The 23,725-nt window shown below is 50.4% G+C and carries 21 protein-coding genes; 14 read left to right on the top strand and 7 right to left on the bottom strand.

Annotation, left to right across the window (positions count from 1 at the left end; all coding sequences use genetic code 11):
• Nucleotides 1-147: 147 nt before the first annotated feature.
• The 7 genes from E6Q52_RS07650 to E6Q52_RS07620 all read left to right on the top strand — a co-directional run bounded on the left by E6Q52_RS07650 (nucleotide 148) and on the right by E6Q52_RS07620 (nucleotide 8,733).
• Complete coding sequence (locus tag E6Q52_RS07650; protein ID WP_292820685.1) at nucleotides 148-1,575, top strand: porin; 1,428 nt, start codon at nucleotides 148-150, stop codon at nucleotides 1,573-1,575.
• Nucleotides 1,576-1,733: 158 nt separating this feature from the next.
• Nucleotides 1,734-1,928, top strand: a complete 195-nt coding sequence (locus E6Q52_RS07645; RefSeq protein WP_292820682.1) for a YezD family protein — start codon at nucleotides 1,734-1,736, stop codon at nucleotides 1,926-1,928.
• A gap of 60 nt (nucleotides 1,929-1,988) precedes the next feature.
• Entirely contained in the window at nucleotides 1,989-3,695 is a 1,707-nt protein-coding gene (locus tag E6Q52_RS07640) for an alginate export family protein (RefSeq protein ID WP_292820679.1), read from the top strand.
• 15 nt (nucleotides 3,696-3,710) lie between these two features.
• Complete coding sequence (locus E6Q52_RS07635; protein WP_292820676.1) at nucleotides 3,711-4,718, top strand: sulfate ABC transporter substrate-binding protein; 1,008 nt, start codon at nucleotides 3,711-3,713, stop codon at nucleotides 4,716-4,718.
• Nucleotides 4,719-4,785: 67 nt separating this feature from the next.
• Nucleotides 4,786-5,064 carry a DUF2325 domain-containing protein gene (locus E6Q52_RS07630; protein ID WP_019882674.1) on the top strand — a complete coding sequence of 93 codons (279 nt, stop codon included), beginning with the start codon at nucleotides 4,786-4,788 and terminating at the stop codon, nucleotides 5,062-5,064.
• A gap of 162 nt (nucleotides 5,065-5,226) precedes the next feature.
• Nucleotides 5,227-6,888 (top strand): EAL domain-containing protein, encoded by a 1,662-nt coding sequence (locus tag E6Q52_RS07625; protein WP_292820674.1) that lies wholly within the window; start codon nucleotides 5,227-5,229, stop codon nucleotides 6,886-6,888.
• Nucleotides 6,889-7,104: 216 nt separating this feature from the next.
• Nucleotides 7,105-8,733 (top strand): bifunctional diguanylate cyclase/phosphodiesterase, encoded by a 1,629-nt coding sequence (locus E6Q52_RS07620; RefSeq protein ID WP_292820672.1) that lies wholly within the window; start codon nucleotides 7,105-7,107, stop codon nucleotides 8,731-8,733.
• Between the two features lie 22 nt (nucleotides 8,734-8,755).
• Here the strand turns inward: E6Q52_RS07620 and E6Q52_RS07615 are convergent, their stop codons facing one another.
• From E6Q52_RS07615 to epsC, 4 genes are all read right to left on the bottom strand, one after another.
• Nucleotides 8,756-10,084, bottom strand: a complete 1,329-nt coding sequence (locus tag E6Q52_RS07615) for a TAXI family TRAP transporter solute-binding subunit (protein ID WP_292820670.1) — start codon at nucleotides 10,082-10,084, stop codon at nucleotides 8,756-8,758.
• Nucleotides 10,085-10,242: 158 nt separating this feature from the next.
• Entirely contained in the window at nucleotides 10,243-12,159 is a 1,917-nt protein-coding gene (locus tag E6Q52_RS07610) for a family 2A encapsulin nanocompartment cargo protein cysteine desulfurase (protein ID WP_292820667.1), read from the bottom strand.
• The gene (locus E6Q52_RS07605) at nucleotides 12,146-13,060 is read right to left on the bottom strand and encodes a family 2A encapsulin nanocompartment shell protein (protein WP_194742594.1); all 915 of its coding nucleotides are present in this window, start codon (nucleotides 13,058-13,060) and stop codon (nucleotides 12,146-12,148) included. Before E6Q52_RS07605 ends, E6Q52_RS07610 begins: the two co-directional genes overlap by 14 nt.
• Before the next feature lie 61 nt (nucleotides 13,061-13,121).
• The gene (gene epsC, locus E6Q52_RS07600; protein ID WP_292820658.1) at nucleotides 13,122-14,024 is read right to left on the bottom strand and encodes a serine O-acetyltransferase EpsC; all 903 of its coding nucleotides are present in this window, start codon (nucleotides 14,022-14,024) and stop codon (nucleotides 13,122-13,124) included.
• A gap of 343 nt (nucleotides 14,025-14,367) precedes the next feature.
• Here epsC and E6Q52_RS07595 point away from each other — a divergent pair, with 343 nt between their 5' ends.
• The 6 genes from E6Q52_RS07595 to E6Q52_RS07570 all read left to right on the top strand — a co-directional run bounded on the left by E6Q52_RS07595 (nucleotide 14,368) and on the right by E6Q52_RS07570 (nucleotide 20,720).
• A complete protein-coding gene (locus E6Q52_RS07595; protein ID WP_292820655.1) occupies nucleotides 14,368-15,348 on the top strand; it encodes a sulfate ABC transporter substrate-binding protein in 981 nt (326 codons plus the stop codon).
• Between the two features lie 44 nt (nucleotides 15,349-15,392).
• Nucleotides 15,393-16,262 carry an EAL domain-containing protein gene (locus E6Q52_RS07590; RefSeq protein ID WP_292820653.1) on the top strand — a complete coding sequence of 290 codons (870 nt, stop codon included), beginning with the start codon at nucleotides 15,393-15,395 and terminating at the stop codon, nucleotides 16,260-16,262.
• A 108-nt stretch (nucleotides 16,263-16,370) separates the two neighbouring features.
• Nucleotides 16,371-17,204, top strand: coding sequence for a sulfate ABC transporter permease subunit CysT (gene cysT / locus E6Q52_RS07585; protein ID WP_292820650.1), 834 nt, complete (start codon nucleotides 16,371-16,373; stop codon nucleotides 17,202-17,204).
• Between the two features lie 41 nt (nucleotides 17,205-17,245).
• A complete protein-coding gene (gene cysW, locus E6Q52_RS07580) occupies nucleotides 17,246-18,136 on the top strand; it encodes a sulfate ABC transporter permease subunit CysW (protein ID WP_292820647.1) in 891 nt (296 codons plus the stop codon).
• Between the two features lies 1 nt (nucleotide 18,137).
• Nucleotides 18,138-19,115, top strand: coding sequence for a sulfate/molybdate ABC transporter ATP-binding protein (locus E6Q52_RS07575; RefSeq protein ID WP_292820644.1), 978 nt, complete (start codon nucleotides 18,138-18,140; stop codon nucleotides 19,113-19,115).
• A gap of 195 nt (nucleotides 19,116-19,310) precedes the next feature.
• Nucleotides 19,311-20,720, top strand: a complete 1,410-nt coding sequence (locus tag E6Q52_RS07570) for a GGDEF domain-containing protein (protein ID WP_292820641.1) — start codon at nucleotides 19,311-19,313, stop codon at nucleotides 20,718-20,720.
• On the opposite strand, the gene E6Q52_RS07565 is transcribed toward E6Q52_RS07570, so the two are convergent.
• The 3 genes from E6Q52_RS07565 to ribA form a co-directional block, all read right to left on the bottom strand.
• Nucleotides 20,721-21,089, bottom strand: a complete 369-nt coding sequence (locus E6Q52_RS07565; RefSeq protein WP_292820638.1) for a MoaF C-terminal domain-containing protein — start codon at nucleotides 21,087-21,089, stop codon at nucleotides 20,721-20,723.
• Between the two features lie 135 nt (nucleotides 21,090-21,224).
• Nucleotides 21,225-22,496 (bottom strand): aminotransferase class I/II-fold pyridoxal phosphate-dependent enzyme, encoded by a 1,272-nt coding sequence (locus tag E6Q52_RS07560; protein ID WP_292820635.1) that lies wholly within the window; start codon nucleotides 22,494-22,496, stop codon nucleotides 21,225-21,227.
• 118 nt (nucleotides 22,497-22,614) lie between these two features.
• Complete coding sequence (gene ribA / locus E6Q52_RS07555) at nucleotides 22,615-23,214, bottom strand: GTP cyclohydrolase II (RefSeq protein ID WP_292820632.1); 600 nt, start codon at nucleotides 23,212-23,214, stop codon at nucleotides 22,615-22,617.
• Nucleotides 23,215-23,386: 172 nt separating this feature from the next.
• On the opposite strand from ribA, the gene E6Q52_RS07550 reads away from it, so the two are divergent.
• Entirely contained in the window at nucleotides 23,387-23,713 is a 327-nt protein-coding gene (locus E6Q52_RS07550) for a PepSY domain-containing protein (protein WP_292820629.1), read from the top strand.
• The last annotated feature ends 12 nt before the right edge of the window (nucleotides 23,714-23,725 follow it).

Here is a 23,725-nt window from a genome sequence, read left to right as displayed (position 1 = left end):
TAACATGTAGCCACCTGAGTCAGGTGGCTTTTTTATGACTAGTAGTCTGCTTGTAAGAAATATGTAAGGTTTGTCATCAAACTGTCATATTGAAAATTCAAAATACGCCCCGGATACACACTTGTAATCTTATAACAGGGGATAAAAATGAATTTGAAGTTTCGTCGTTTGTTGATGGCAACCTTGGCCGGTGGCTTGTTAACAGGTTTGACGTCTGCGGCCTATGCTGATTCAACCACCGACCTGGTGCAGGCATTGATCAGTAAAGGTGTTTTGACCGAAGAAGAGGGCGCTTTGCTGATGAAGGGCCGCACCAATGAAGTCGAAGTGCAGAAAAAGAAAGAAAGCAAAAGCTGGACTAGCCGTGTGAATATGCGTGGTTATGTGCAGAATCGCGTGACTGCCATGATTGGTAATGATGGGGATAATAGAGCCAACCCGGTTGATTTATGGTCTGACCGTTCAGTCGGCACGGATGACTCCATTAACCCAGACAAAAACTTTTTGATTCGTCGCGCACGTATCATTATTTTTGGTGACTTTGGTGACCATCTGAGCTACTACATTCAGCCTGATTTTGCATCCTCTGCTAGCGGTACGAACAACATTGCACAGCTTCGTGACGCTTACGGTGATATCAATATTGATAAGGCAAAAGTACACCGCGTGCGTGTGGGTCAATCTAAAGTGCCTTATGGTTTTGAAAACCTGCAATCCTCCTCTAACCGTTTGGCGATGGATCGTGTAGATGCGCTCAACAGCGCTGTGCGTGACGAGCGTGACACTGGTGCGTTTTACTACTACACCCCAGAAAATATTCAGGCACTCTTTAAAGAAATCAACGATAAAGGCCTGAAACACTCTGGTAACTACGGTATGTTTGGTGCTGGTTTGTATAACGGCCAAGGCGCTAACCGCAGCGATGTAAACGATAATTACCATGTGGTGGCACGTGCTACTTATCCTTGGAAAACGCAATCTGGTCAGATTTATGAAGCCAGCATCCAAGGTTACCATGGTGACTATGCGCCAACGACAGGTCGTTACAATTTCAACGGTAATGCTAACGTGAGTTCATCTGCAAACACTGGCGCAACACGTACGCCTACCATCGCAACCGCAGATGCTAAAGGCTTTAAAGACCAACGCGTTGGTGTGAGTTTTGTGATGTATCCACAACCATTTGGTTTGCAAGCTGAGTGGAACTGGGGTACTACACCTGGTATGGATGCCGCGCAAAACAGAATTGAAGAGAAAAGTCTGCAGGGTGGTTATGTACAAGCAATGTACAAAATCGACAATTTCCAATTCTTAGAGACCAATGGTACGTTGATTCCATTTATCAAATGGCAATACTTTGATGGTTACAATAAGGCAGAAACCAATGCGCCTGAGAACCATGTGAATGATTGGGAATTGGGCCTGGAATGGCAACTTGCGCCTGAGGTCGAAATCATGGCGGAATACCATCACATGAAGCGTAATAACCTGGTGACGGGTAACCGTGCTGGTACCCTTGATTACCAAAGCTTTACAGCAGACGCTTTGCGTGTACAAGTGCAGTACAACTTCTAACAACAAACGTATTAAAACCCAAATTAAAGTCCCGCAGTCTTGCGGGATTTTTTTTAGTCTTTATATAGTTAAAAGTAATATAAAAATAACGAATAATTATTTTTTAAAATATAAATAGTCTGAAATAATGCCGTTCATTCAATGCAGTGAGGGGCATCATGTCTACAGTCTTAAACAAACCAGAAATACAAACCGACGAAGCTGTGCTGGCGATCGTGGCAGCAGCCATTGCGGCAGTGCAACAGGATACCGGTTATGGTTCGATTGAAATTACGGTACATGATGGGCGGGTGACGCAAATTGAGCGGCGCGAAAAAGTCCGCTTTGATCATCAAGTAAAACCTAAAAAGTAGTGAATATTTTACTGAGCGCTTACCAGACTGCTGGAAGTCATTAAATTACGGGAGAATTACATGCAGTTAAAGAAAATAAGTCTTGCACTGGCAACCGCAAGTGTGTGGTGGCTGGGTAATGGCGTTGCATCGGCAGCAGAAGAGGTGCAGCTGGCAGAGACGCAAGTAGAGGATGCTGAACAACAGAAGAAAGTCAAAGCGCGCCTTGAAGAAATCAAAGCTGAAGAAAAAGCGGCTGCAAAAGCAGCCAATGGTTACTACGTTGAGCGTCGCAGCTACGGTACACAAAAAGAAACCGAGCCACCACGCTATGTAAAACAATTGAACAAAACGTGGTTAAAAGACTACGACAGTTTTGCGGATATTGACTGGCTGGATATCGGTTTTGAATATCGCGCACGTTATGAGAGCCGTCAAAACGATTTTCGCCGTGCACAAGAAAACATTGATGATCCACTCTTATTGCGTTCACGCGCTTACCTGGGTTTGAAGAATATTCTGGACCCATTCCGTTTTGCGGTTGAAGTGCAGGATTCTCGTCGTAACCATAGTGATTACAACGATAGCACGGATCGCCGTTTATCTAATGACCCAAAAGATATCGACCATGCTGACTTTTTGCAGGCCTATCTGGAGCTGTATTTCAAAGAAAGCATTTTTGGTAAAGATGACTTGGGCAATAACCGTCCATTCTGGGTACGTGGTGGTCGCCTGGCTTGGGAAGATCTGGATCGTCGCTTGATTGCCCGTAACGAATGGCGCAACACGACCAACACCTTCCAGGGGATTCGCGCCAATATTGGTGAAAAGAAAAACGACTGGCAGTTGGAAGCCTTTGCGGTACAGCCGGTGCAGCGTTTCGCTAACCAGTTGGACCAAGTGGATCATGCCCAGAAGTTTTATGGCCTGGTGGGTGACTGGCGCGGCTGGTCTGAATACGTGACGATTCAACCATACTATTTTTACCTGAAGCAGAATGGTAATCGGGTTGAGTATGACGGTAACGGCACAGCCTATAGTGACCGCAGTGTTTATAGTGCATTGCGACAGACACAAGCACAGGTTGATCGCGAAATTAATACCGGTGGTGTGCGTGTCTATGGTGTGGTTCCAGGGACACAATGGGACTATGACGCCAGCTACAGCAAGCAATGGGGCGAGGTTCAACGCTACCTCGGAAACTTGGCCACAGGCCGCTATATCAATGTTGATCACGATGCTTATGCCTATACCGCAGAGCTTGGTTATACCTTTAACAAGCATTCATGGAAGCCTCGTTTCAGTGGGTCTTATGGCGTAGCCAGTGGCGACAAAGTCTCCGGCACCACTGCCACAGATACTTCTGATAATCAGGGTTTTGATCGTTTGTTTGGCTTTGCACGCCCTTGGTCTAACAACGACTATATTCAAATGAACAATATTCGTGCCGCCAAAATACGCGCAGAGTTTGATCCTAAAGTGCCATTTTTGGATAACGTGAAAGTAGATACGGGCTTTAGCTGGTATCGCCTGGATAGCTCAACAGACCGTTGGGCCGCAGGTAACAATTTGCAGGATGTCACGGGTAATGCTGGCAGGGATTTAGGTAAAGAGTTTGATTTAAGAGTGCGTTTTCCAATAAACCAATATGCTGCTTTGAATCTGGGTTATGCACATTTCTGGGCAGGCGACTTCGTGAAAACAACATCACGTTTGGTTGCTGGGCAAGCGAATCGCTCCGATACATCCAACTTCTTTTATACCGAGCTGACTTTATACGGCTTCTAACGACAAGGAAATATGATGACATTCAATCATAGTTTGAAACATGCTTTACTGGCACTCACTTTGGCCTTTCCGTTGTTGTCAGGGGCGGCTGATGTCAACCTGCTCAACGTGTCTTACGACCCAACGCGTGAGTTGTATCAAGACTACAACGACGCATTTGCCAAATACTGGAAAGGCAAAACGGGTGACAATGTGGTGATTAAACAATCACACGGTGGTTCTGGCAAACAGGCGCGTTCGGTCATTGATGGTTTGCAGGCTGATGTGGTGACGCTGGCGTTGTCTTACGACATTGACGAAGTGGGTAGCAAAGGGCGTTTGTTCGGGCCAGACTGGCAAAAGCGCCTGCCGCATAACAGCTCACCTTATACGTCTACCATTGTGTTTCTGGTGCGCAAAGGCAACCCGAAAAACATCAAGGACTGGAACGATCTGGTCAAACCGGGCACGTCGGTGATCACACCTAACCCGAAAACCTCGGGTGGTGCACGCTGGAACTACCTGGCGGCTTATGCTTATGCACTCAAGCAGAACAATAATGATGATGCCAAAGCCAAAGACTTCTTGAAAAAGCTGTTTAAAAACGTGCCGGTGCTGGATAGCGGTGCGCGTGGCTCAACCACGACGTTTGTCGAGCGCGGTATTGGCGATGTGTTGCTGGCCTGGGAAAACGAGGCTTTTCTGGCGCAGAAAGAGTTGGGCCCGGACAAGTTTGATATCGTGGTGCCTTCGTTGTCGATTTTGGCTGAGCCGCCGGTGACAGTCGTTGATAAAAATGCCAAGCGACATGGCACTGAAGCGGTTGCAAAAGCTTACCTGGAGTATTTGTATAGCGAAGAAGGCCAGGAAATCGCAGCGAAGAATTACTATCGTCCAACCTTGGAATCTGTGGCTAAAAAGTACGAGAAACAGTTTCCAAAGGTCAATTTGATCAAAATTGACGACACGTTTGGTGGTTGGCAAAAAGCACAAAAAACGCATTTTGCCGATGGTGGTGTGTTTGACGAGATTTACCAGAAGTAAGATTTGATCAACAGAAAAAGGCATTTACCCAATGCCTTTTTCTTTCTCTACAAAAGGAGAGTGTTTCATGTCAAAAGCATTAGTGATTGGTGGTGACCGTATTGAAGGCATCAAGCAGGTACTGCAAGCGCAGGGGATCGATAAAATTGATCACTGGACAGGCAGAAAGCCCGGTGATGTCAAGCGGGAGCTACCGGCAAACGTCAATGTGATTGTGTTAGTCACCGGCTGGCTCAATCATTCCATGATGTACCGTATCAAGCATGTGGCGCACAAGCGTGGCCTAAAAGTCGTGTATACACGTAATAGCGCCGATGGCATGCAGCGTGTGCTGGAAGCGGCCTGACCCGCTGCAGACAAATTATTAAATTATTTTAAAATAGCTCTAAATTTATCCATTTATTTAACCGATAACACTTTTGAGAGTTAAGGTTTAATACCCTGACTCGAATATGTTTTTGTGCCGACGGCTCAGAATAATGTAGTGATAGCGGTTAAAGGGTAAATGATGAGTCAAACCGGGATTGGCGAGCTGGCAGCGCCACTCAGTGAAAATATAACGCAACGGCAGTTTATGCGGCATCGTCTTGTGCGTAAGGTACAAGACAATACCCATTTTTTGGCCATGGCCAGCATGGTGTGCGGTTTGCTGGGTTTTCCGCATTATCTGCTCGATGTCGATAACAATGTCTGGCTGGCACAATTACTGACGTACCTCACCTTTATTCTGGTCAGCTACAACCTGCTGCTCGAAAACGGCCGCACCAATCTGGCGATGCTAACGATGTCGCTGGTCACCATCAGTTTGTTTATGGTGCAACTCTCGCCATATGCTGCCGATTTTAACGACACCGCACATTTGCTGCGCATTGCAAATGACATACAGGTGCAACAAGATTCCAGACTGGTGGAATATGCCTCAGGCGCTTTATTGGCTTGCTTGATTGCCATTTCCTATCTCTTGCAGCGATCTGGCTGGCTAGCCACTAGTCAGGCGATCTTGTGTGTCGCGGTGATGATTCCATTGATTCCACTGCTGGGTTTTTTATGTGGCATTGCGCGCCCTTATGGCCTGATGCCACCCTTGGCGACCTTGAGTGGTTTGTTATGCGCTTTTGGCCTATTGGCTAGGCATGCCTCGCATCCGCCCATGAGTTATTTATTATTGATGGACGATAACGGCAAGCAGATACGTTTCAGTATTGTATTTTTGAGTTTTTTTGCCATTATGATAGCCAGGGCTGGCGTTGAGTTTGAAGACAATATACGTGCATTGCCAGCGTTGGTGGTGGTGGCGATTCTGGCGATTGTCTATACGATGACGGTGACTTATTACCGTAAAGGCCAAAGTAATGACCAAGTGCTCCCCGCTACGGATATGGACTTTGCCAGCCAACTTGAAGCAGCGTTGGATAGTCACCAGTTTTTTATGGTGTATCAACCACAAGTTGATTTTAATACTAGCAAATTAAAAGGCGTCGAGGCCTTGGTGCGTTGGCAGCATCCAGAAAAAGGCGTGATTTCGCCTGAAAAATTTATTCGCGTGGCCGAACTCACTGGCCTGATTGTGCCCTTAGGTAAATGGGTCATGCGCACCGCTTGCACGCAGGCCGCGCAGTGGAATCATCACCCCGTGCTAGGGCAGATGGAAGTCGCCGTGAATGTCTCGGCGCTGCAATTGAAATCGGGCACGCTAGTGGAGGATATTTTGCAGATACTGGCGGAAAGCGGCTTGCCACCGCAGCGGCTGGTGGTCGAGCTCACTGAAAGCGCTTTTGTGCAGGACGATGGCGAAAATGCCCGCATCATGCATCGCTTGAAGCAGGCGGGCATCAAACTGGCGATTGACGATTTTGGCACTGGCTATTCTTGCTTGTCTTACCTGCGCGATATTCCTGGCGACTACTTGAAAGTCGATCGTTCATTTGTGATGGAACTGCCAGGCCATAACAAGGCCGAGGCGGTGATTCAAGCCATTGTCAGCCTGGGCAAGAGCCTGGACTACCGCATTATTGCCGAAGGCATTGAAACCGAAGCCCAGGCCCATTTTCTTAAAGGCATTGGTTGTGATATCGCGCAAGGCTTCTTGTTTGCCAGACCACTGGCCGCGCAAGCACTTGAGCAGTGGGTCGCCAGCACACTGGCTAGCGCCGAGTCTCCAAACAGTTAATCAAGGGTCAAGGGTTGCACACGTTGCTGACCTGTTCACTCATTGATTCAATCCCGCTATTTCATAGCGAATCATCCATGAGTATCAATTTAATTTCATTGAAAGGAAGATAAAAGCCTGCTTTATTTTATGTTGGTTTCAATCTATTTGCACCTATAGTAAAACCAAACTGCCTGCTAACGCGGGCAATAATATGAGATTGAGACAGGGGGCAACATGTCAGTATCCAGCATTGACTGGTCAGTTGTAACTGGTCAGGAATGTACAACGCAATGCCAGTACATGCGGCATCGGTTCCTCAGAACGTTACAGAAGTACTCTCCTTGGCTGGCAGTGGCCAGCATTGCCAGCGTGCTGCTTGGTTTTCCGTTGACCGACTTGCATCACACTTTCGAACTCAGTGTCTTGCAAAGCTTGAGCTATCTTATGTTTGTCGGCGTGAGTTTATCTGTCATCCATGACGCCAAGCGTGCGCATCCCCTGGTCGGCTGGCTGATTGGTGGCGTGTTAGTCGGCTATCTGTTACAAGCGTATTGGCTGCTAAGCAGTCACGCGTCTTTTACGCATATCGTCTCCCTCAACAGCTTTTCACAAGTCGTCAGCGCTGGCCAGATTGCGACTGATGTCAGCATGTCCTTGCTGGTGGTCGCCGGTTTTTTGCTCTGCCACTTTCAATGTAACCGCGCCAGCCAGGCCGTGCTCATTGTGGCCTTGCTCATGCCTGTCACTGGTTTATTGGCCCGCGCTTACGGCATCCCAGACGCCTATGGCCAGCTTTCCATGCTGTCTTGCTTGGCTGGGTTGTTGAGCGCTTCTGCCTTGCTCGCCAAGCAGGTCTCTCAAACCTCCATCAGCTATTTGTTATTGATGGACGAGTCCGGCAAGCACCTGCGCTGGATTGTCAGCTTGCTGTTTTTGTGTGCCATTTTCTTGGGTGGCTTCGGTGTTTATTTTAAACACGACTACCGTTTGACGCCCTTGATTATCACGCTGTCGCTGATTTGTGTGGTCAGCATTATGACGTTTACCTATTACCGTAAAGGGGTGACGCATGAGCAGGTATTACCACCTGAAGACTTGGCCTTTGCCAGCGAGTTAGAGGCGGCGATTGCGCATCAGGAGTTTTACCTGGTTTACCAACCACAACTGAACTTTATGACGGGTGAACTGGTCGGCGTTGAGGCATTGATCCGTTGGCAGCATCCGCAACAAGGGGTGGTGTCGCCGGCCAAGTTTATTGGCGTGGCCGAGTTGACCGGCCTGATTGTGCCGATGGGCGCCTGGGTGTTAAAAGCAGCTTGTCAGCAAGTGGCATCCTGGCAAACAGGTGCACTGAGTAAGGTGAAAGTCTCGGTCAACGTATCGCCCATGCAGTTACGCTCGCCAGGTTTTACCGATTATGTGTTGCAAGTGCTGCGTGACACCGGCTTGTCCGCTGATCGCCTGGTGATCGAGCTGACAGAGAGCGCATTGATCCACTCTGACTGTAAAGGCACCGATAGCTTACAGGCACTCAAACAATTGGGTGTGAAGCTGGCCATTGATGATTTTGGCACCGGCTATTCCTGCCTGGCTTATTTGCGCGATATTCCCGGCGATTATTTAAAAGTAGACCGTTCTTTTGTCAATGATGTGCCAGGCAAAGAGCGCTCAGAGGCGGTGACCAGTGCCATTGTGGTGCTCGGCAAAAACCTGCATTACCAAATCGTCGCCGAAGGCGTAGAAACCGAGGCGCAAGCCGAATACCTCAAAAGCCTGGGTTGTGATCTGGTACAAGGCTATTTGTATGCCAAGCCGATGCCAGAGCATGCCTTGCAACAGTGGGTGAACGCCAGGCCAGCATAATTAGGCCGCCTGGCATGCATGCTTAAGTGGTTTGAAACTTGTGATGATTAAGTTTGGACCTGACCAGCTCAATATGTGCGCGCAGTTCATAAGCATATTGTGAAAACGGCACCGGCAGTTTCACATTCACCACCTTGGCTTCAATGTCATTCAGTGTATCCAGGCATTGCTGCACGTCTTCTGCGCTCTTGATTTCCTGTAACTGCGTATCGAGAAAGCGCAACTCGCCGTAATAACGGAACAGTTTGCGTTTCACCAGCCATACATACACCATCGGAATAATCTTGGTCAGCGGGATCAGTAATGCCAGCAATGGCAAAATCACGATCAAGGTGCGGTTGACAAATGTTGCCGCCCAAAACGGCAGGTATTTATCAATAATCGGCAAGCCGGATTTATAAAAATTAAGCGCCTGCGTACTCAGCGGGAAGTCGGTATCCTTGGCCGATGGAAACTCGCCCTTGGTATTAAACAGGCTAGGACCGCCATGTACCTCGGCAATCACTTTCATCATCAGGTAGGCGAGTGCTGGATGCATGCTTTCTTTCACCACCAGCGTGGCCGTTGGTGCCACCAGGTGCACATCATGGCCAGGGATGTTTCTGGCGAGGTCCATTGCCCCTTCGGGTAGCACCAGATGATGCATAAAAGCAAATTTGCGTGAAAAAGCCTCTGCGGTGTCCAGGCTCAGCAAATGCAGGCGTTTGTCAGTCACCATCTCATGAATCATGCCCGAATTGGCGACATCGACAAACAGGGCGGCATCCAGTTTGCCTTGCCGTAAGGCCGTGGCCGCTTCTTCACCGCCAATCTCGACAAGTTTGGTATTGCTGGCACCAATGCCGCTTTCATTGAGCAGCGTGCTGACCAGGCTGTGCGTGCCATCGCCCGCATAGCCAATAGCAATGCGCTTGCCTTTGAGCGCAGATAAATGCGTGGTGCTGTCTTTGCAGCGGCAAAAAATCCACACCGGCTGGTAATACAAGCTGCCCAGCGATAGTAGTGAACCTGCGCCTTCACTGTGAGCGACGCCATCCTGGATAAACGCAATATCGACATCGGATTCCGGGTCTTTTAATAAACGCAGATTTTCATTGTCACCAGAGGTTTTACGCCTCTCGAGGGTGATGCCTTCTTTTTGCAGATAGACGCCGTAGATGGCAGCAAACGCGTTGTAATTTAAATCGGCTTCACCGGTGGCAATCACAATGTTACGCGGCGGCGCCGGGTCTATAAATTTGTAGGCAAAAAAGAGTGCCAGGCAGATCAGCAGCACCGAAGGCAGCGTGGCCTCGAGCATCTCTCTGGTAAAAATAGCGGTGAATTTATTATTGCGCGGATCAAATTTCATCGGTCAATATTCTGTGGGTAAAGGGTCGCAACCGCTGGGTTGGTACAGGGGATTTTACAGAGGGTTGGACAGAATGTCACAACAGAAAAAGTTTGGCGGGCTGCGGCAAAAAAACAGCCATTCACCACCTTGGTGAATGGCTGCGAGGATGAACCGCGTTAAGCGTGGTAAGACGCCAGCCGCTGCAACACCGCAATCATGCGGTCAATTTCTTCATAGGTGTTATAAAACGCCAATGAAGGACGCACGGTGGTTTCTACTCCAAAGCGGCGCAAAATTGGTTGCGCGCAATGGTGGCCAGAGCGCACCGCAATGCCTTCTTCATTGAGCGCAGCGCCGACTTCTTCACTCTGATAGCCCTTGAGGGCAAACGACAGCACGCTGGCCTTGTGCTTGGCCGTGCCTATCAGGCGCAAGTTAGGGATCTGGCACATGGCGGCGGTAGCATATTCAAGCAAGGCATGCTCGTAGGCGGCGATGTTCTCAATGCCCAAGCGTTCAACGTATTTCAGTGCTGCGCCCAATCCCACCGCATCAGCAATATTGCCCGTGCCTGCTTCAAACTTGGCGGGCGCGGCGTGATAGACCGTTTTTTCAAACGTCACATCCTGGATCATATTGCCGCCACCTTGCCAGGCAGGCATGTCTTGCAACACGTCGGCTTTGCCATACAGCGCGCCTATGCCAGTCGGACCAAAGATTTTATGGCCTGAGAAGACAAAAAAGTCTGCATCCAGCGTTTGTACATCGGTACGCAGGTGCGAGACCGATTGCGCGCCGTCCAGCAAGACCTTGGCGCCAGCACGGTGTGCCATGGCAATCATTTCCTGCGCCGGTGTGACCGTGCCCAAGGCGTTAGAGACTTGCGTGAAAGACACCAGCTTGGTTTTGGCTGTGAGCAGTTTTTGGTATTCCTCCAGCAAAATCTGCCCGCTGTCGTCGACCGGAATCACCTTGATCACCGCGCCTGTTTCCTGGCAAAGCTGCTGCCAGGGCACGATGTTCGCGTGATGTTCGAGGTGAGACACCACAATCTCGTCACCAGCGCCCAGGTGTTTTTTGCCCCAGGTTTTGGCCACCAGGTTAATCGCTTCTGTGGTGCCACGCACAAAAATCACGTTATTCACCGACGGTGCATTGATAAAGCGGCGCACGGTTTCACGCGCATCTTCATAAGCATCGGTCGCCCGTGCTGCCAGCGCATGGGCGGCGCGGTGAATATTGGAGTTTTCGTGCTGGTAGAAGTAACTGATGCGATCAATCACCACCTGCGGTTTATGCGTGGTGGCTGCATTATCAAACCATACCAACTGACGGCCATTGACGCGCTCGTTGAGAATCGGAAAGTCGCGGCGCACGGCGTGCACATCAAACGCCGGGTGCGCAGAAGCAGGTAGGCTGCCGATGACGGCTGGCTCAGCTTGCAAAAAATAAAACGATTGCGCACTGCCTGCGGATGAAGTATTGGCCGCTGGCGTTGCTGCGGCTGATGACGGCGGTTGGCTTACGCCTGTGCCCAGCCAGCGATCCAGTTCCTGCTGGTAAGGAATCTCTATGCCAAGCCCAGCAAAGGCTGCAGGTGCCAAAAAAGCGGCTTCTGGCTGCAAGACATTCAGGTGTGCAGGGTGGTTATGCAGTGGATCGCTACCCAGCGCTTCGACGCCTGGCGCATAGGTAAGCTGTTGCGCCTGTGCTTCTTGCGTGACAGGTTGACCTTGCGATTGCACATAGCTTGGCGAAGCTGCGCCGATCGAGTTGCCGCCCACATTGCCCAGTTTGGTGGTCAATGAGTCTGTGGCGGGCAACGACGGTTGTGGTGTGCGCGCGCTGGAAAGTGATTGCGCAAAGTCTGCCGCCGCAAACGGCGCGGTGGCCGGAAAGCCCTCGGCGTAAAGGTCGTTCACTATTTGCGTCAGGGTCGCCGTATCCAGCACGCCCGTATTCTCCAGTTCGCGTCCCACGCCTAGCGCAGCCGTCATCTTCGGATGCTCGCCCGGCAACGAGGCCAAAATGGCCTCAGGCTCAAAGCTTCCGCCATCAGTGAAAGTCAGGTCGATTGAATTACTTGTAGTCATAGTAATGGTCAACTCCGACATCTTCCAGTACGGCAATCGCATCTTCGGTCAGTACCGCCAGTGAGCAATACAGCGAGACCAGGTAAGACGCAATCGCTTTATGGTTGATGCCCATAAAACGTACGGATAGGCCCATGGTTTGTTGACCAGGCAAGTTCGGTTGATACAAGCCAATCACGCCTTGTTTGCTTTCGCCCACGCGTAACAACAGGATTTTGGATTTGCCGTTGACGATAGGCAATTTGTCACTAGGAATCAGTGGAATGCCGCGCCAAGTGAGGAACTGTGAACCGAACAATGACACGGTCGGTGGTGGCACACCACGACGGGTGCACTCACGGCCAAAAGCCGCAATCGCTTTTGGGTGCGCTAAAAAGAACGCAGGCTCTTTCCACACTTTGGTCAGCAATTCATCCAGGTCATCTGGGGTCGGGAAGCCGTTACGCGTTTTCACGGTTTGTGACTTGGCGACATTATTCAGCAGCCCATATTCTTTGTTATTGATCAGTTCGCTTTCCTGACGCTCTTTCACCACTTCAATGGTCAGGCGCAGTTGCTCTTTAATCTGATTATGCGGGCTGCTGTAGAGGTCAGACACACGCGTGTGTACATCGACCACAGTGTTGACGGCATTCAACACATACTCACGGCCCCATTCTTCGTAGTCAACAAAGGTGGCTGGCAGTTCTTTTTCGTCTTTGTTTGAGCAATCGACGGTAATCGCATTCGGGTCTTTGGCTTTGTTGACACGATAAATACCAGCTTCGACTGGCACCCAATTGAGCAAATGCACCAGCCAGCGTGGGCTGATGGTGCTGAGCATGGGCACCGATTTGGTGGCATTGGCAAGCGTTCGTGCGGCGACGTCGCCCAAGGCGCTCTGGGTTGGTTGTTCTGACATACTATTATTCTCCTTATTAAACTAACGAATCGGTAGTGACTGAAAGTAGGGTGATTAAAAATCAAGCCGCGACTGGAATCGGTTTCGCGTCCGAGTGCGCTTGTGTGACGTGACTATTGGCGGGCACGCTACGCGTGACCCAGACATTACCGCCAATAATGGAATGCTTGCCGATGGTGATACGGCCCAGAATAGTTGCCCCAGCGTACACCACCACGCCATCTTCTAAAATTGGATGGCGTTCAAACTTCTTCACCATGTGACCATTGGCATCTTTAGGAAAGTTTTTAGCCCCGAGCGTCACCGCCTGGTAAAGACGCACATGGTTGCCAATGATGGCAGTTTCGCCAATCACAACCCCCGTGCCATGGTCGATAAAAAAGTAATCGCCGATCTGCGCGCCCGGATGAATGTCGATGCCAGTCTGTGAATGGGCAATCTCAGTGATCAAACGCGCAATAATGGTCAAGCCCAGGCCATGCAACACATGGGCGATGCGGTAATGAATCAACGCCAGGATACCGGGGTAGCTGACCAGGATTTCATCGACACTGTCTGCGGCTGGGTCGCCCTGGTAGGCGGCGTCTAAATCGGTATCCAGTTGCAGGCGGATATGTGGCAACTGCTCGGCAAAAGTGTGGGTAAGGATATGCGCTTGGCTATTAAATTGGCTGGCCGGGGTGCCAGGCGCCTTAAAGGCCAGCTCCAGGCGAATTTGCTGCTGCAACTCACGCAAGGCTTTATCCAGCGTGGTGCCGACATAAAAGTTGATCGCATGTGCCTGAATATCCGGGTCGCCCAGGCGGTTAGGAAACAGCGATGCGGCTAGCCAGTCCACCAGCTTGCCCAACGCCTTGCGGGCAGGCAGTTTTGGCGGTTGCGCCAAGCGCTGCCGCTGCTGTAGCGCGCTTTCGCGTATGCTCGCCAGTTGCTGCACGATGTGTTCAATCGCGATCTCTTCCATCGGCTATCCAATCCTGTTTATATGGCATCTATGCTGTGTACACACGAAAAAAAAGCCAGTCGCCCAATGAGGGTGACTGGCTTCCAGATGTCTGGTCAGCGTTAATCTTTTTAAACTATAAAAGAATCCGCCTGCCTTGAATAGGCCTAACACTAGAATCGTTAATTATTTGTTTATATGTTTTGCTTCTTAAAACGGCGTTGACTGCAGGCCGATCACGGCTGATGATCACTGTGGATTTTATATATTCATATATTATAAATATATTATTTTTTATTCTTTTTAAAAATATAAGTTTATCGTTATAGTGCACACCAGTTTGATCATCATAAGGATATTGTATATGCCGTTTGTTTTGCGTAGCACCCTGCTGGCCATCTTAATGAGCAGTGTGTCACTGCACGCTGCCGAGTTATTAAATGCCTCTTATGATGTCACCCGCGAGTTTTACAAAGACTTTAACCCGGCTTTTGTGCAGTACTGGAAAGAAAAAACCGGCGAAACGGTGACGATTAATCAGTCACACGGCGGCTCGACCAAGCAGGCGCGCTCAGTGGTCGATGGCTTGCCCGCGGACGTGATTACCATGAACCGCAGTACAGACATTGATATCCTGGCGCAAAAAGGCAAACTGATTCCGGCCAACTGGCAAACGCGTTTGCCCAACAACAGCGTGCCTAGCGCGTCCCCAACCGTTTTTCTGGTGCGTAAAGGCAACCCCAAGCAAGTCAAAGACTGGGATGACTTGGTGCGCCCAGGCGTGACCTCGGTGATCCCTAACCCTAAAACCTCGGGTAACGGTAAATATAGTTATCTGGCAGCCTGGGGCTATGTGACGCAAAAGGGTGGTGATGCCACCAAAGCGCGCCAGTTTGTGACGGAGTTGTTTAAACATGTGCCAGTGCTGGATACTGGCGGACGTGGCGCCACCACCACCTTTGCGCAACGTGAGATTGGCGATGTGCTGGTCACGTTTGAAAATGAGGTTTATCTGCTGCAAAAAGAGCTGGGTGAAGACAAATATGAGGTGGTGTATCCGTCTGTGACGGTACTGGCCGAAAACCCTGTATCACTGGTGGATAAAGTGGTGGATAAAAAAGGCACCCGTAAAGTGGCGCAGGCTTATCTTGAGTTTCACTTTTCTCCACAAGGACAAGCCTTGGCGGCCAAGCATTATTTGCGTCCGCAAGTGAGTGAGGTGGCGCAACCGAGCTTTAAAAAGTTACACACGTTTACTGTCAAACAGGTGTTTGGCAGCTGGAACGAGGCCGAAAATACGCACTTTAGTGATGGCGGCATTTTTGACCAGATTTACCAGAAGTAAGCAGATTTCGTCGCATTAAAAAGCAGTTTTGCAGGAGAGTCACCATGACGCAACGTCAACCAAATCAGGAGCCAGAACACGTGATACAGCTGCGTGCCGAGTTAAAGCAGGCACTGTCGCTGGACCTCGAGGAGTTAGGGCTGCTGGAAGCCAGTTCGGGCGAGTATGAGAGCACCTTTATTGGTGTGCACCTCAAAACCGCTTTTCAGCCCATTTATGATGCCAAACAAGGCGATATCTACGGCTACGAAGCGCTGATTCGTCCGTCTTTATTCGGCACGCTGGGCAGCACGCCAGAGTTTGCCTTCACCTATGCTGAACAATCCGGCAAGCTGGTGCAGTTTGACCGCGTATGCCGCTCGCAGCATGTATTGAACTACCGTGCGATTCACCAGGAAAACGGCTTGCTGTTTTTAAATGTGCATCCTAAATTGCTGCTGGAAGTCAGTGCACACGGCAAGGTATTTGAGCAGATTTTGCATAAATACTCGGTGCCTACGCATCGCGTGGTGCTGGAGATTAATGAGTCCCTGATTGAGCAGGACAAGCACCTGATTTCCGCCATTGAAAACTACCGTGCACTGGGCTACCAGATTGCGTTTGACCACGTCGGCGGCCATCAGAGCAAGTTGTACCGCTTGTGGAGTGCGCATCATGATTACATCAAGTTTGATGTGTCGGTGATTCACCAGGCAGCGCAACAGCCTATGTTGGCTAAAGCCCTGAAAGGGCTGGTAGCCATGGTGCAAGACCTCGGCAGTACGCCGGTGATTCTGGGCATAGAAACACAGCAGCAACTGGATATTGCGATTGCCTCAGGGGCCACTATTTTGCAGGGTAACTTGCTGGCGGCACCGGTGGTGGCCAAAGTCATTAACGCCCAATATCCGCATCGCGCACCCAAAGTAGCCTAATCATTTTTTTAATATAACAGGCGCTTATAAATTAATGATTATTTATTCTTTTAAAATTTAAAAGAATCCAGCTACATTAGCGCCTGTTTACACTGGTTACCACACAACATGGCATCACAAAAAAAGAAACATTTACTGCCCGGCTTCGGGTTGTCATTAGGGGTGACGCTGGTTTATTTAAGCCTGATTGTCCTCATCCCACTCGCCGCTGTTTTTTTACGCACGACTGAACTCAGTTGGCATGAGTTTTGGGCCGTGGTGACGACCCCGCGGGTCGTCGCCACCTATAAACTGACTTTTGGCGCCTCATTTCTCGCCGCGGTGATTAACCTGGTGTTTGGTTTGCTTACCGCCTGGGTGCTGGTGCGCTACCAGTTTTTTGGTAAAAAAGTCCTCGATGCCCTGGTGGATTTACCCTTTGCATTGCCGACCGCGGTGGCGGGTATTGCGTTGACCGCGATTTATGCACCCAATGGCTGGTTAGGGCAATGGCTGGAGCCGTATGGCATTAAAGTCGCCTTTACGCCGCTGGGCGTAGTGGTCGCGCTGACGTTTATTGGCCTGCCATTTGTGGTGCGCACGGTGCAGCCAGTGCTGGAGGACTTCAGTGCAGAGGCTGAAGAGGCCGCCGCCAGCCTCGGGGCTAACCGCTGGCAAACCTTTTACAAAATTATTTTGCCCGCCATCTGGCCTGCCTTGCTCACTGGTTTTTCGCTGGCTTTTGCCCGCGCTGTCGGTGAGTACGGCTCGGTCATTTTTATTGCGGGCAATATGCCGATGATTTCCGAGATCACCCCGCTAATGATTATTACCAAGCTGGAACAATACGATTATGCCGGAGCGACTGCGATTGCGGTGGTGATGCTGGTGATTTCGTTTGTCTTGTTGTTGCTGATTAACCTGTTGCAGTGGTGGAGCAATCACCGCCATGGCAATAAATAAATTGGCTGCGCTCGCTCAATATTTAATCGAATAGAAAATTTATGCAACCCACACAATTTCAACAATATCAGGGTAAGGTCGCTTTCAAACGCGCGACGTCTGAACCGGCTTGGGTGCGTTGGGGCCTGATCGGCCTGGCACTCGCTTTTTTGGGGCTGTTTTTACTGATTCCGCTGGCCGCGGTGTTTACTGAAGCCTTGCGCAAAGGCTGGGGCGTCTATCTGGCTGCGATTACCGAAGCAGATGCTTTGTCGGCGATGAAGCTGACGCTGATTGCTTCATTCATTTCAGTGCCACTTAACCTGGTGTTTGGCGTGGCGGCCGCCTGGGCGATTACCAGGTTCGATTTCAAGGGCAAAAGCTTTTTAATCACCTTGATTGACTTGCCGTTTGCCGTGTCACCAGTGATTGCCGGTTTAATTTTTGTGCTGATTTTTGGCCTGCAAGGCTGGTTTGGCGAGTGGTTGATTGATCATGATTTTAAAGTGGTGTTTGCTGTGCCTGGCATTGTGCTGGCGACCATTTTTGTGACCTTTCCGTTTGTGGCGCGCGAGCTGATTCCGCTCATGCAGGCGCAAGGCAAAGAAGAGGAAGAGGCCGCGTTGGTATTAGGCGCGTCTGGTTGGAAGATGCTGTGGCACGTGACTTTGCCTAATGTGAAGTGGGGCCTGATTTATGGCGTGATTTTGACCAATGCACGCGCCATGGGCGAGTTTGGTGCGGTGTCTGTGGTGTCTGGCCATATCCGCGGGCTGACCAATACTATGCCGCTGCATGTCGAGATTTTGTATAACGAATATAACTATGCCGCTGCGTTTGCCGTTGCTTCATTGCTAACGCTGCTGGCGCTGGTAACCCTGGTCTTAAAAACATATGTCGAATGGCAGGCCTCGCGTGATGCCGCCAATATTGAAAAGGAAGTGACGGCTTAATATGAGTATTACCATTCAACAGATTAACAAAGGCTTTGGCCAATTTAGCGCGTTGCGTGATATTAACCTGCAAGTGCCGTCTGGCGAGTTGGTGGCTTTGCTCGGGCCCTCAGGTTGCGGCAAGACTACTTTGTTGCGCATTATTGCTGGCTTAGAGTCGCCCGATAGCGGCCAGGTATTGTTTGATGGCGTAGACACCACGCACCGCGATGTGCGTGAGCGCCAGGTCGGCTTTGTGTTTCAGCACTATGCGTTGTTCCGCCATATGACCGTGTTTGAAAACGTGGCGTTTGGCCTGCGCGTGCGCCCAAAAGAAACCCGGCCGTCAGATGCTGAGATTAAAAAACGCGTGCATGATTTGCTCAAACTGGTGCAGTTAGACTGGCTGGCAGACCGTTATCCACCGCAATTATCTGGTGGCCAGCGTCAGCGTATCGCCTTGGCGCGTGCGCTGGCGGTAGAGCCTAAAGTATTATTGCTGGATGAGCCCTTTGGCGCCCTGGATGCCAAGGTGCGTAAAGACCTGCGCCGCTGGCTGCGTCGCTTGCACGATGAGTTGCATGTGACCAGTGTGTTTGTGACGCATGACCAGGAAGAAGCGCTGGAAGTGGCAGACACCATTGTGGTCATGAACCACGGCCAGGTGGAGCAGGTGGGTTCACCTCAGGCGGTGTATGATCAGCCCGCGACGCCCTTTGTGTATGAGTTTTTGGGTAATGTGAACGCGTTTGAAACACCGCAAGGCAAAGGCTTTGTGCGCCCTTATGAAATCGCCGTCAGCCGTGAGGCTGCAGCCAATAGCATCGCAGGGGCGCTAACCTATGTGCATTCTGTCGGTTCGCTGGTCCGCCTTGAGATCAAGCGCACAGACAATGCGCAATATGTGGATGTGGAGCTGGGGCGTGAACAGTTTAACCAGTTGAATTTTAAACAAGGCGAAACGGTGTATTTAAAGCCGACGCAACTGCGTGTGTTTTAAACAACGACTCAGTCATTAGCACACTGGTTTTAGACAAAGGCGAGCTCATGTGCTCGCCTTTTTTGTTATCAACTATTAAATTAAATCAATATTTAATGACATAAACAGAATAACGTTATCATGTCTTGTCACTCCATGATACTTGCTAATAAAAGCGAGCGCTTGGGGTGTCTATGAAAAAACAATGGTATAGCGATGACGTACGACGAACACACCCCTGAAACTGATAATCCTCCAGAATATGCACACATACTAGTCACCGATGAATGGCAAGCCATCATAACCAGCACGCCGCCGGCGGTGATTCAGCAAGTGTATGCCTTGATCGGCGACCATATGCAGGAGTTACTCACTGGCTACCGCCACTATTTAAGCACAGACCCGGTATTAAGCAAGGTGCTCAATACCGAAGAGATGCGCACCCAATGGACGGCGGTGTTTGAAGAGTGGGCGTATCAACTGTTTAGCATGCAGTTTTCGGATGTCAGCCACTTTGTGCAAGCGCAGCATGCGCTGGGCATGAAATTGTCTAGAGTCGGCTACCCGGCGCATTCTGTGTCTAAAAGTCTGCGCATGATCAATGCCTGTATTTTGCGACATATCCTGATGCAGCCATGGACCGATGAGCAAAAACTGCAATCAGTGATGTATGTGAATCAGCTCATTGGCTTATCGTATGAGATTCGCAACCAAGGCTACATGCAGTCTATTTCTGACCAGACCCGGCTGGACGAGTCGTATCGCCTGGCGGTGATCGGCAGCAATATCGCCATGGAAAGAGAGCGGCAGCGGGCATTTTTAACCGAGTGGGAGCGCAATATTCTGGCCTGGTTTTACAGCCCGTCTGATATTGGCCTGCCAAGGTTGGCCAAGTCTGAGTTTGGCATGTGGTTTTTGCACAAAGCCAGCCTGATGTTTGAGCGCACGCCCAAGTTGCAAAACATTGCCGAGTGCATCGCCAAAATAGACCAGCAAATTTTACCCAAGCTCGAAACCACGCAATACGACGACCGCGCCGCGATAGGTAGCCAGTTTCAGTTGATTCAGCAGGACCTGGTGAAAATCAAGTTTGTTATCAATGAAATTTTTGATGCACATATTGAACTGGATAATGCGCGTGACAGCCTGACCCGCTTGTTGAACCGGCGTTTTATCCATACCGTGCTTTCGCGCGAAATCGCCTTGCAAAAGCGTGCAGGCGCCATCGGCTTTGCGGTGCTGATTCTCGACCTGGATCATTTTAAAAGCGTCAATGACCGCCATGGTCATGCTGCGGGTGATATGGCCTTGCAGAAAGTGGCTGCCTTGATGACAGAGTCGGTCAGACCGTCTGACTTTGTGTTTCGCTATGGTGGCGAGGAAATGTTATTGATTCTGGTCGAGGCAGATGCGGCCACCGCCACCAAGGTGGCAGAAGAGATTCGCCACAAAGTGGCACAAGCGCAGATTCTGGCGCCTAACGGTGAGCGTCTCGCGCTTACCGTCAGCATTGGTGGCGCACTGGCCAAAGGCAACATTGACTATGAGTCCGTGATCGCGGAGGCAGACAAAGCGCTGTATCAGGCCAAACATGCAGGCCGTAACCGCGTGATGATGCGTGCCTGATTATTGTTCGCGCACGATATTGCCTGAAATCACAAAGCGTTGTTTGCCATCTGTGATGGTGGAATAGACCTTCATGGTATGGAGGTTGATGACTTGCGTCACGTTGATGCCGGTTTTTTCTACCCAACTGGCAAAGTAAACTTTGTCGGCGACCGTAAAGTGCTGAGGCGTTTCGATGCCATGTGCACCTTTTTCATCGCCCTCAATACATAACCAAGACATTGACTGAGCGTCCTTGACTGTTACCCGGTAAACGCTGCCGCCATCATATTGATAACGAAACTGGCCGAGGTAAGCTTCGCCTGCCTGTGCATTAGAGACCAGGCCTGAGAACAGCAGGCCTGTGATGCGTAAGGGCAAAGATTTCATCTATGTGTTCCCATCAGTGCTAAAGGGGATGATTTTAGACGCGACAGCGTCATTTGGTGACATCATTCGCTAGTTTGGCGATGCATGCAGGCCAGCACAAGCGGCCTGCATTGCCACACATATGCCAGCGATGAGTTAGACTTTGGCCAGCGCCTGTTCGAGGTCTGCAATCAGATCATCAATATGCTCGATGCCGACAGACAGCCGCACCATGTCTTCGCTCACGCCCGCACGCGCCAGTTCTTCGGCGTTGAGTTGCCTATGCGTGGTGGTGGCCGGGTGGCAGGCCAGGCTTTTGGCATCTCCAATATTCACCAGTCGCGTGAATAGCTGCAATGCATCAATAAAGCGTGTGCCGCCTTGCAGCCCATCCTGCACGCCAAAGGACAAGATGCCTGAGGCTTGGCCTTTAAGGTATTTTTTCACCAGGGCATGATCAGGATGATCTGCCAGCCCGGCATATTTGACCCATTTGACTTTAGGGTGCTGTGCGAGGTAACTCGCCACCGCCAGCGCGTTGGCGCTATGCCGCTCGATACGTAACGCCAGCGTTTCCAGCCCTTGTAGGATCAAAAAGCTGTTAAATGGACTGAGAGCGGCGCCTGTGTTGCGCAACGGTACCACGCGTGCACGTGCAATATAGGCCGCAGCGCCCAGCGCTTCTACATAATTCACGCCGTGATAACTCGGGTCAGGGGTATTCAGGCTAGGGAACCTGTCTGCATGTTCGCCCCATGGGAATTTTCCGCTATCGACGATGATGCCGCCAATGGAGTTGCCATGGCCACCGATGTATTTGGTGAGCGAGTGCACCACAATATCCACGCCATGCTCAAATGGCTTGGCCAAAATCGGCGTGGCGACCGTGTTGTCCACAATCACCGGCACGCCATGTTTGTGCGCAGCAGCGCTGATGGTGGCCAGATCCACCACATTGCCCAGCGGGTTGCCTATGGTTTCAGCAAACACCAGTTTGGTACGGCTATCGATAAGCTTTTCCAGCGAGGCCGGGTCGCGATAATCAAAAAACCGCACTTCTATGCCTTGCTTAGGCAAGGTGTGGGCAAATAAATTATAGGTGCCGCCATACAGCGTCGAAACCGACACAATATTGTCGCCTGCTTCGGCAATGGTTTGAATGGCATAGGTAATTGCCGCCATGCCAGAGGCCAGCGCCAATGCGCCGATGCCACCTTCGAGTTGCGCCAGTCGCTCTTCAAGCACGGCGGTGGTCGGGTTCATGATGCGGGTGTAAATATTGCCCTGTACCTTGAGGTCAAACAGGTCTGCGCCATGCTGGGTGTTATCAAACGCGTAAGAAGTGGTTTGATACACAGGCACCGCGACCGCCTTGGTCGTAGGGTCAGGGCTATAGCCGCCATGAATGGATAGGGTTTCTTGCTTCATCTCGTCGCTCTCCTGCTTATGATTATTGGAAAAAGCAGTATAAACCTGACGCAAGAATGGGGTTATAACATTTGGTGAATGGCTTATAACCTTTATTTATGAGGCGATAGGCAGAAAATCACAAGTCCGGAATTAAGTGCCCAAGCTTGACCGACTTGGTTTGCAGGTATTTGAGATTGTCTGCAGTAGGCGTGGTGAGCAGTGGCACTTGTTGATGCACGCTGATGCCCAAGGCTTGCAGGGCGGTGCGCTTGTCCTGGTTGTTTGACAGCAAGCGGATGCTGCTAATGTCAAAATACCCCAGCATATCAGCCGCCGCTTCATAAGTGCGTGCATCCACCGGCAAGCCCAGCGCGACGTTGGCTTCAACCGTATCCATACCCTGGTCTTGCAGGGCATAAGCGCGCATTTTATTAGTGAGGCCGATGCCGCGGCCTTCATGGTTTTTGAGATACAGAATCAAGCCCTGGCCGCTTTGCTGGATCAGGCGTTGTGCGTGATGCAGTTGCTCACCGCAATCGCAACGCGTAGAGCCAAACACATCGCCAGTTAAACATTCTGAGTGCACTCTCACCAGCGGGTCTTGCTTGCCTTGTACTTCACCGCAGGTCAAGGCGACATGCTCCAGGCCATTGCGGCTGTCAGTAAATACGTGGACATCAAACGCACCAAACTGAGTCGGTAGTCTGGCAGTAGAGGTATGGGATAAGAAAAGCATGTCGGCAAACGCTGGTTATAAAAGCTCAATCTTATATTGTAGCGGTTGTGCGTTTTTTAAAGTATCCCTGAGCAATTAATCTTAGCCTTTGGCTGACTGTAATTCAGCTTGGTTTAAGATGAATACTGTTAAACTTTGTGCTATTTGAGTGGTTTTCGGGAGAGTTGACGTGATGTTTTGGACGCAACGTCGCATGTGGGTAGTGCTGTTAGCGCTGCTTGCGGTATTGCTGGTGCTGGTTTACCTGCCACGCGCAGACTCAGGTGAGAGCGCTAGCAGCGCCAGCCGCTTATCGGCCAAAGGCGATATTTTGAGTCTGGAAAAAATCTCTCAAAAAGCCAAAAGTTATAAACCCGGCGAAATCCTCGAGGTTGAGCTCGAGAAGAAGCATGGGCGTTATGTTTATGAAGTGGATATTCTGGATGCCGCCAGCCAGGTGTGGGAGTTGAAGCTGGATGCCAAGAGCGGGCAGTTGCTCAAAATGGAGCAAGACGACTAATGATGCTGGGCG

It is taken from the genome of Methylophilus sp. (assembly GCF_008015755.1).
Lineage (GTDB): Bacteria > Pseudomonadota > Gammaproteobacteria > Burkholderiales > Methylophilaceae > Methylophilus.
The sequence above is the reverse complement of the archived record's forward strand: the minus strand, read 5'-3'. Positions and strand labels throughout refer to the sequence as shown.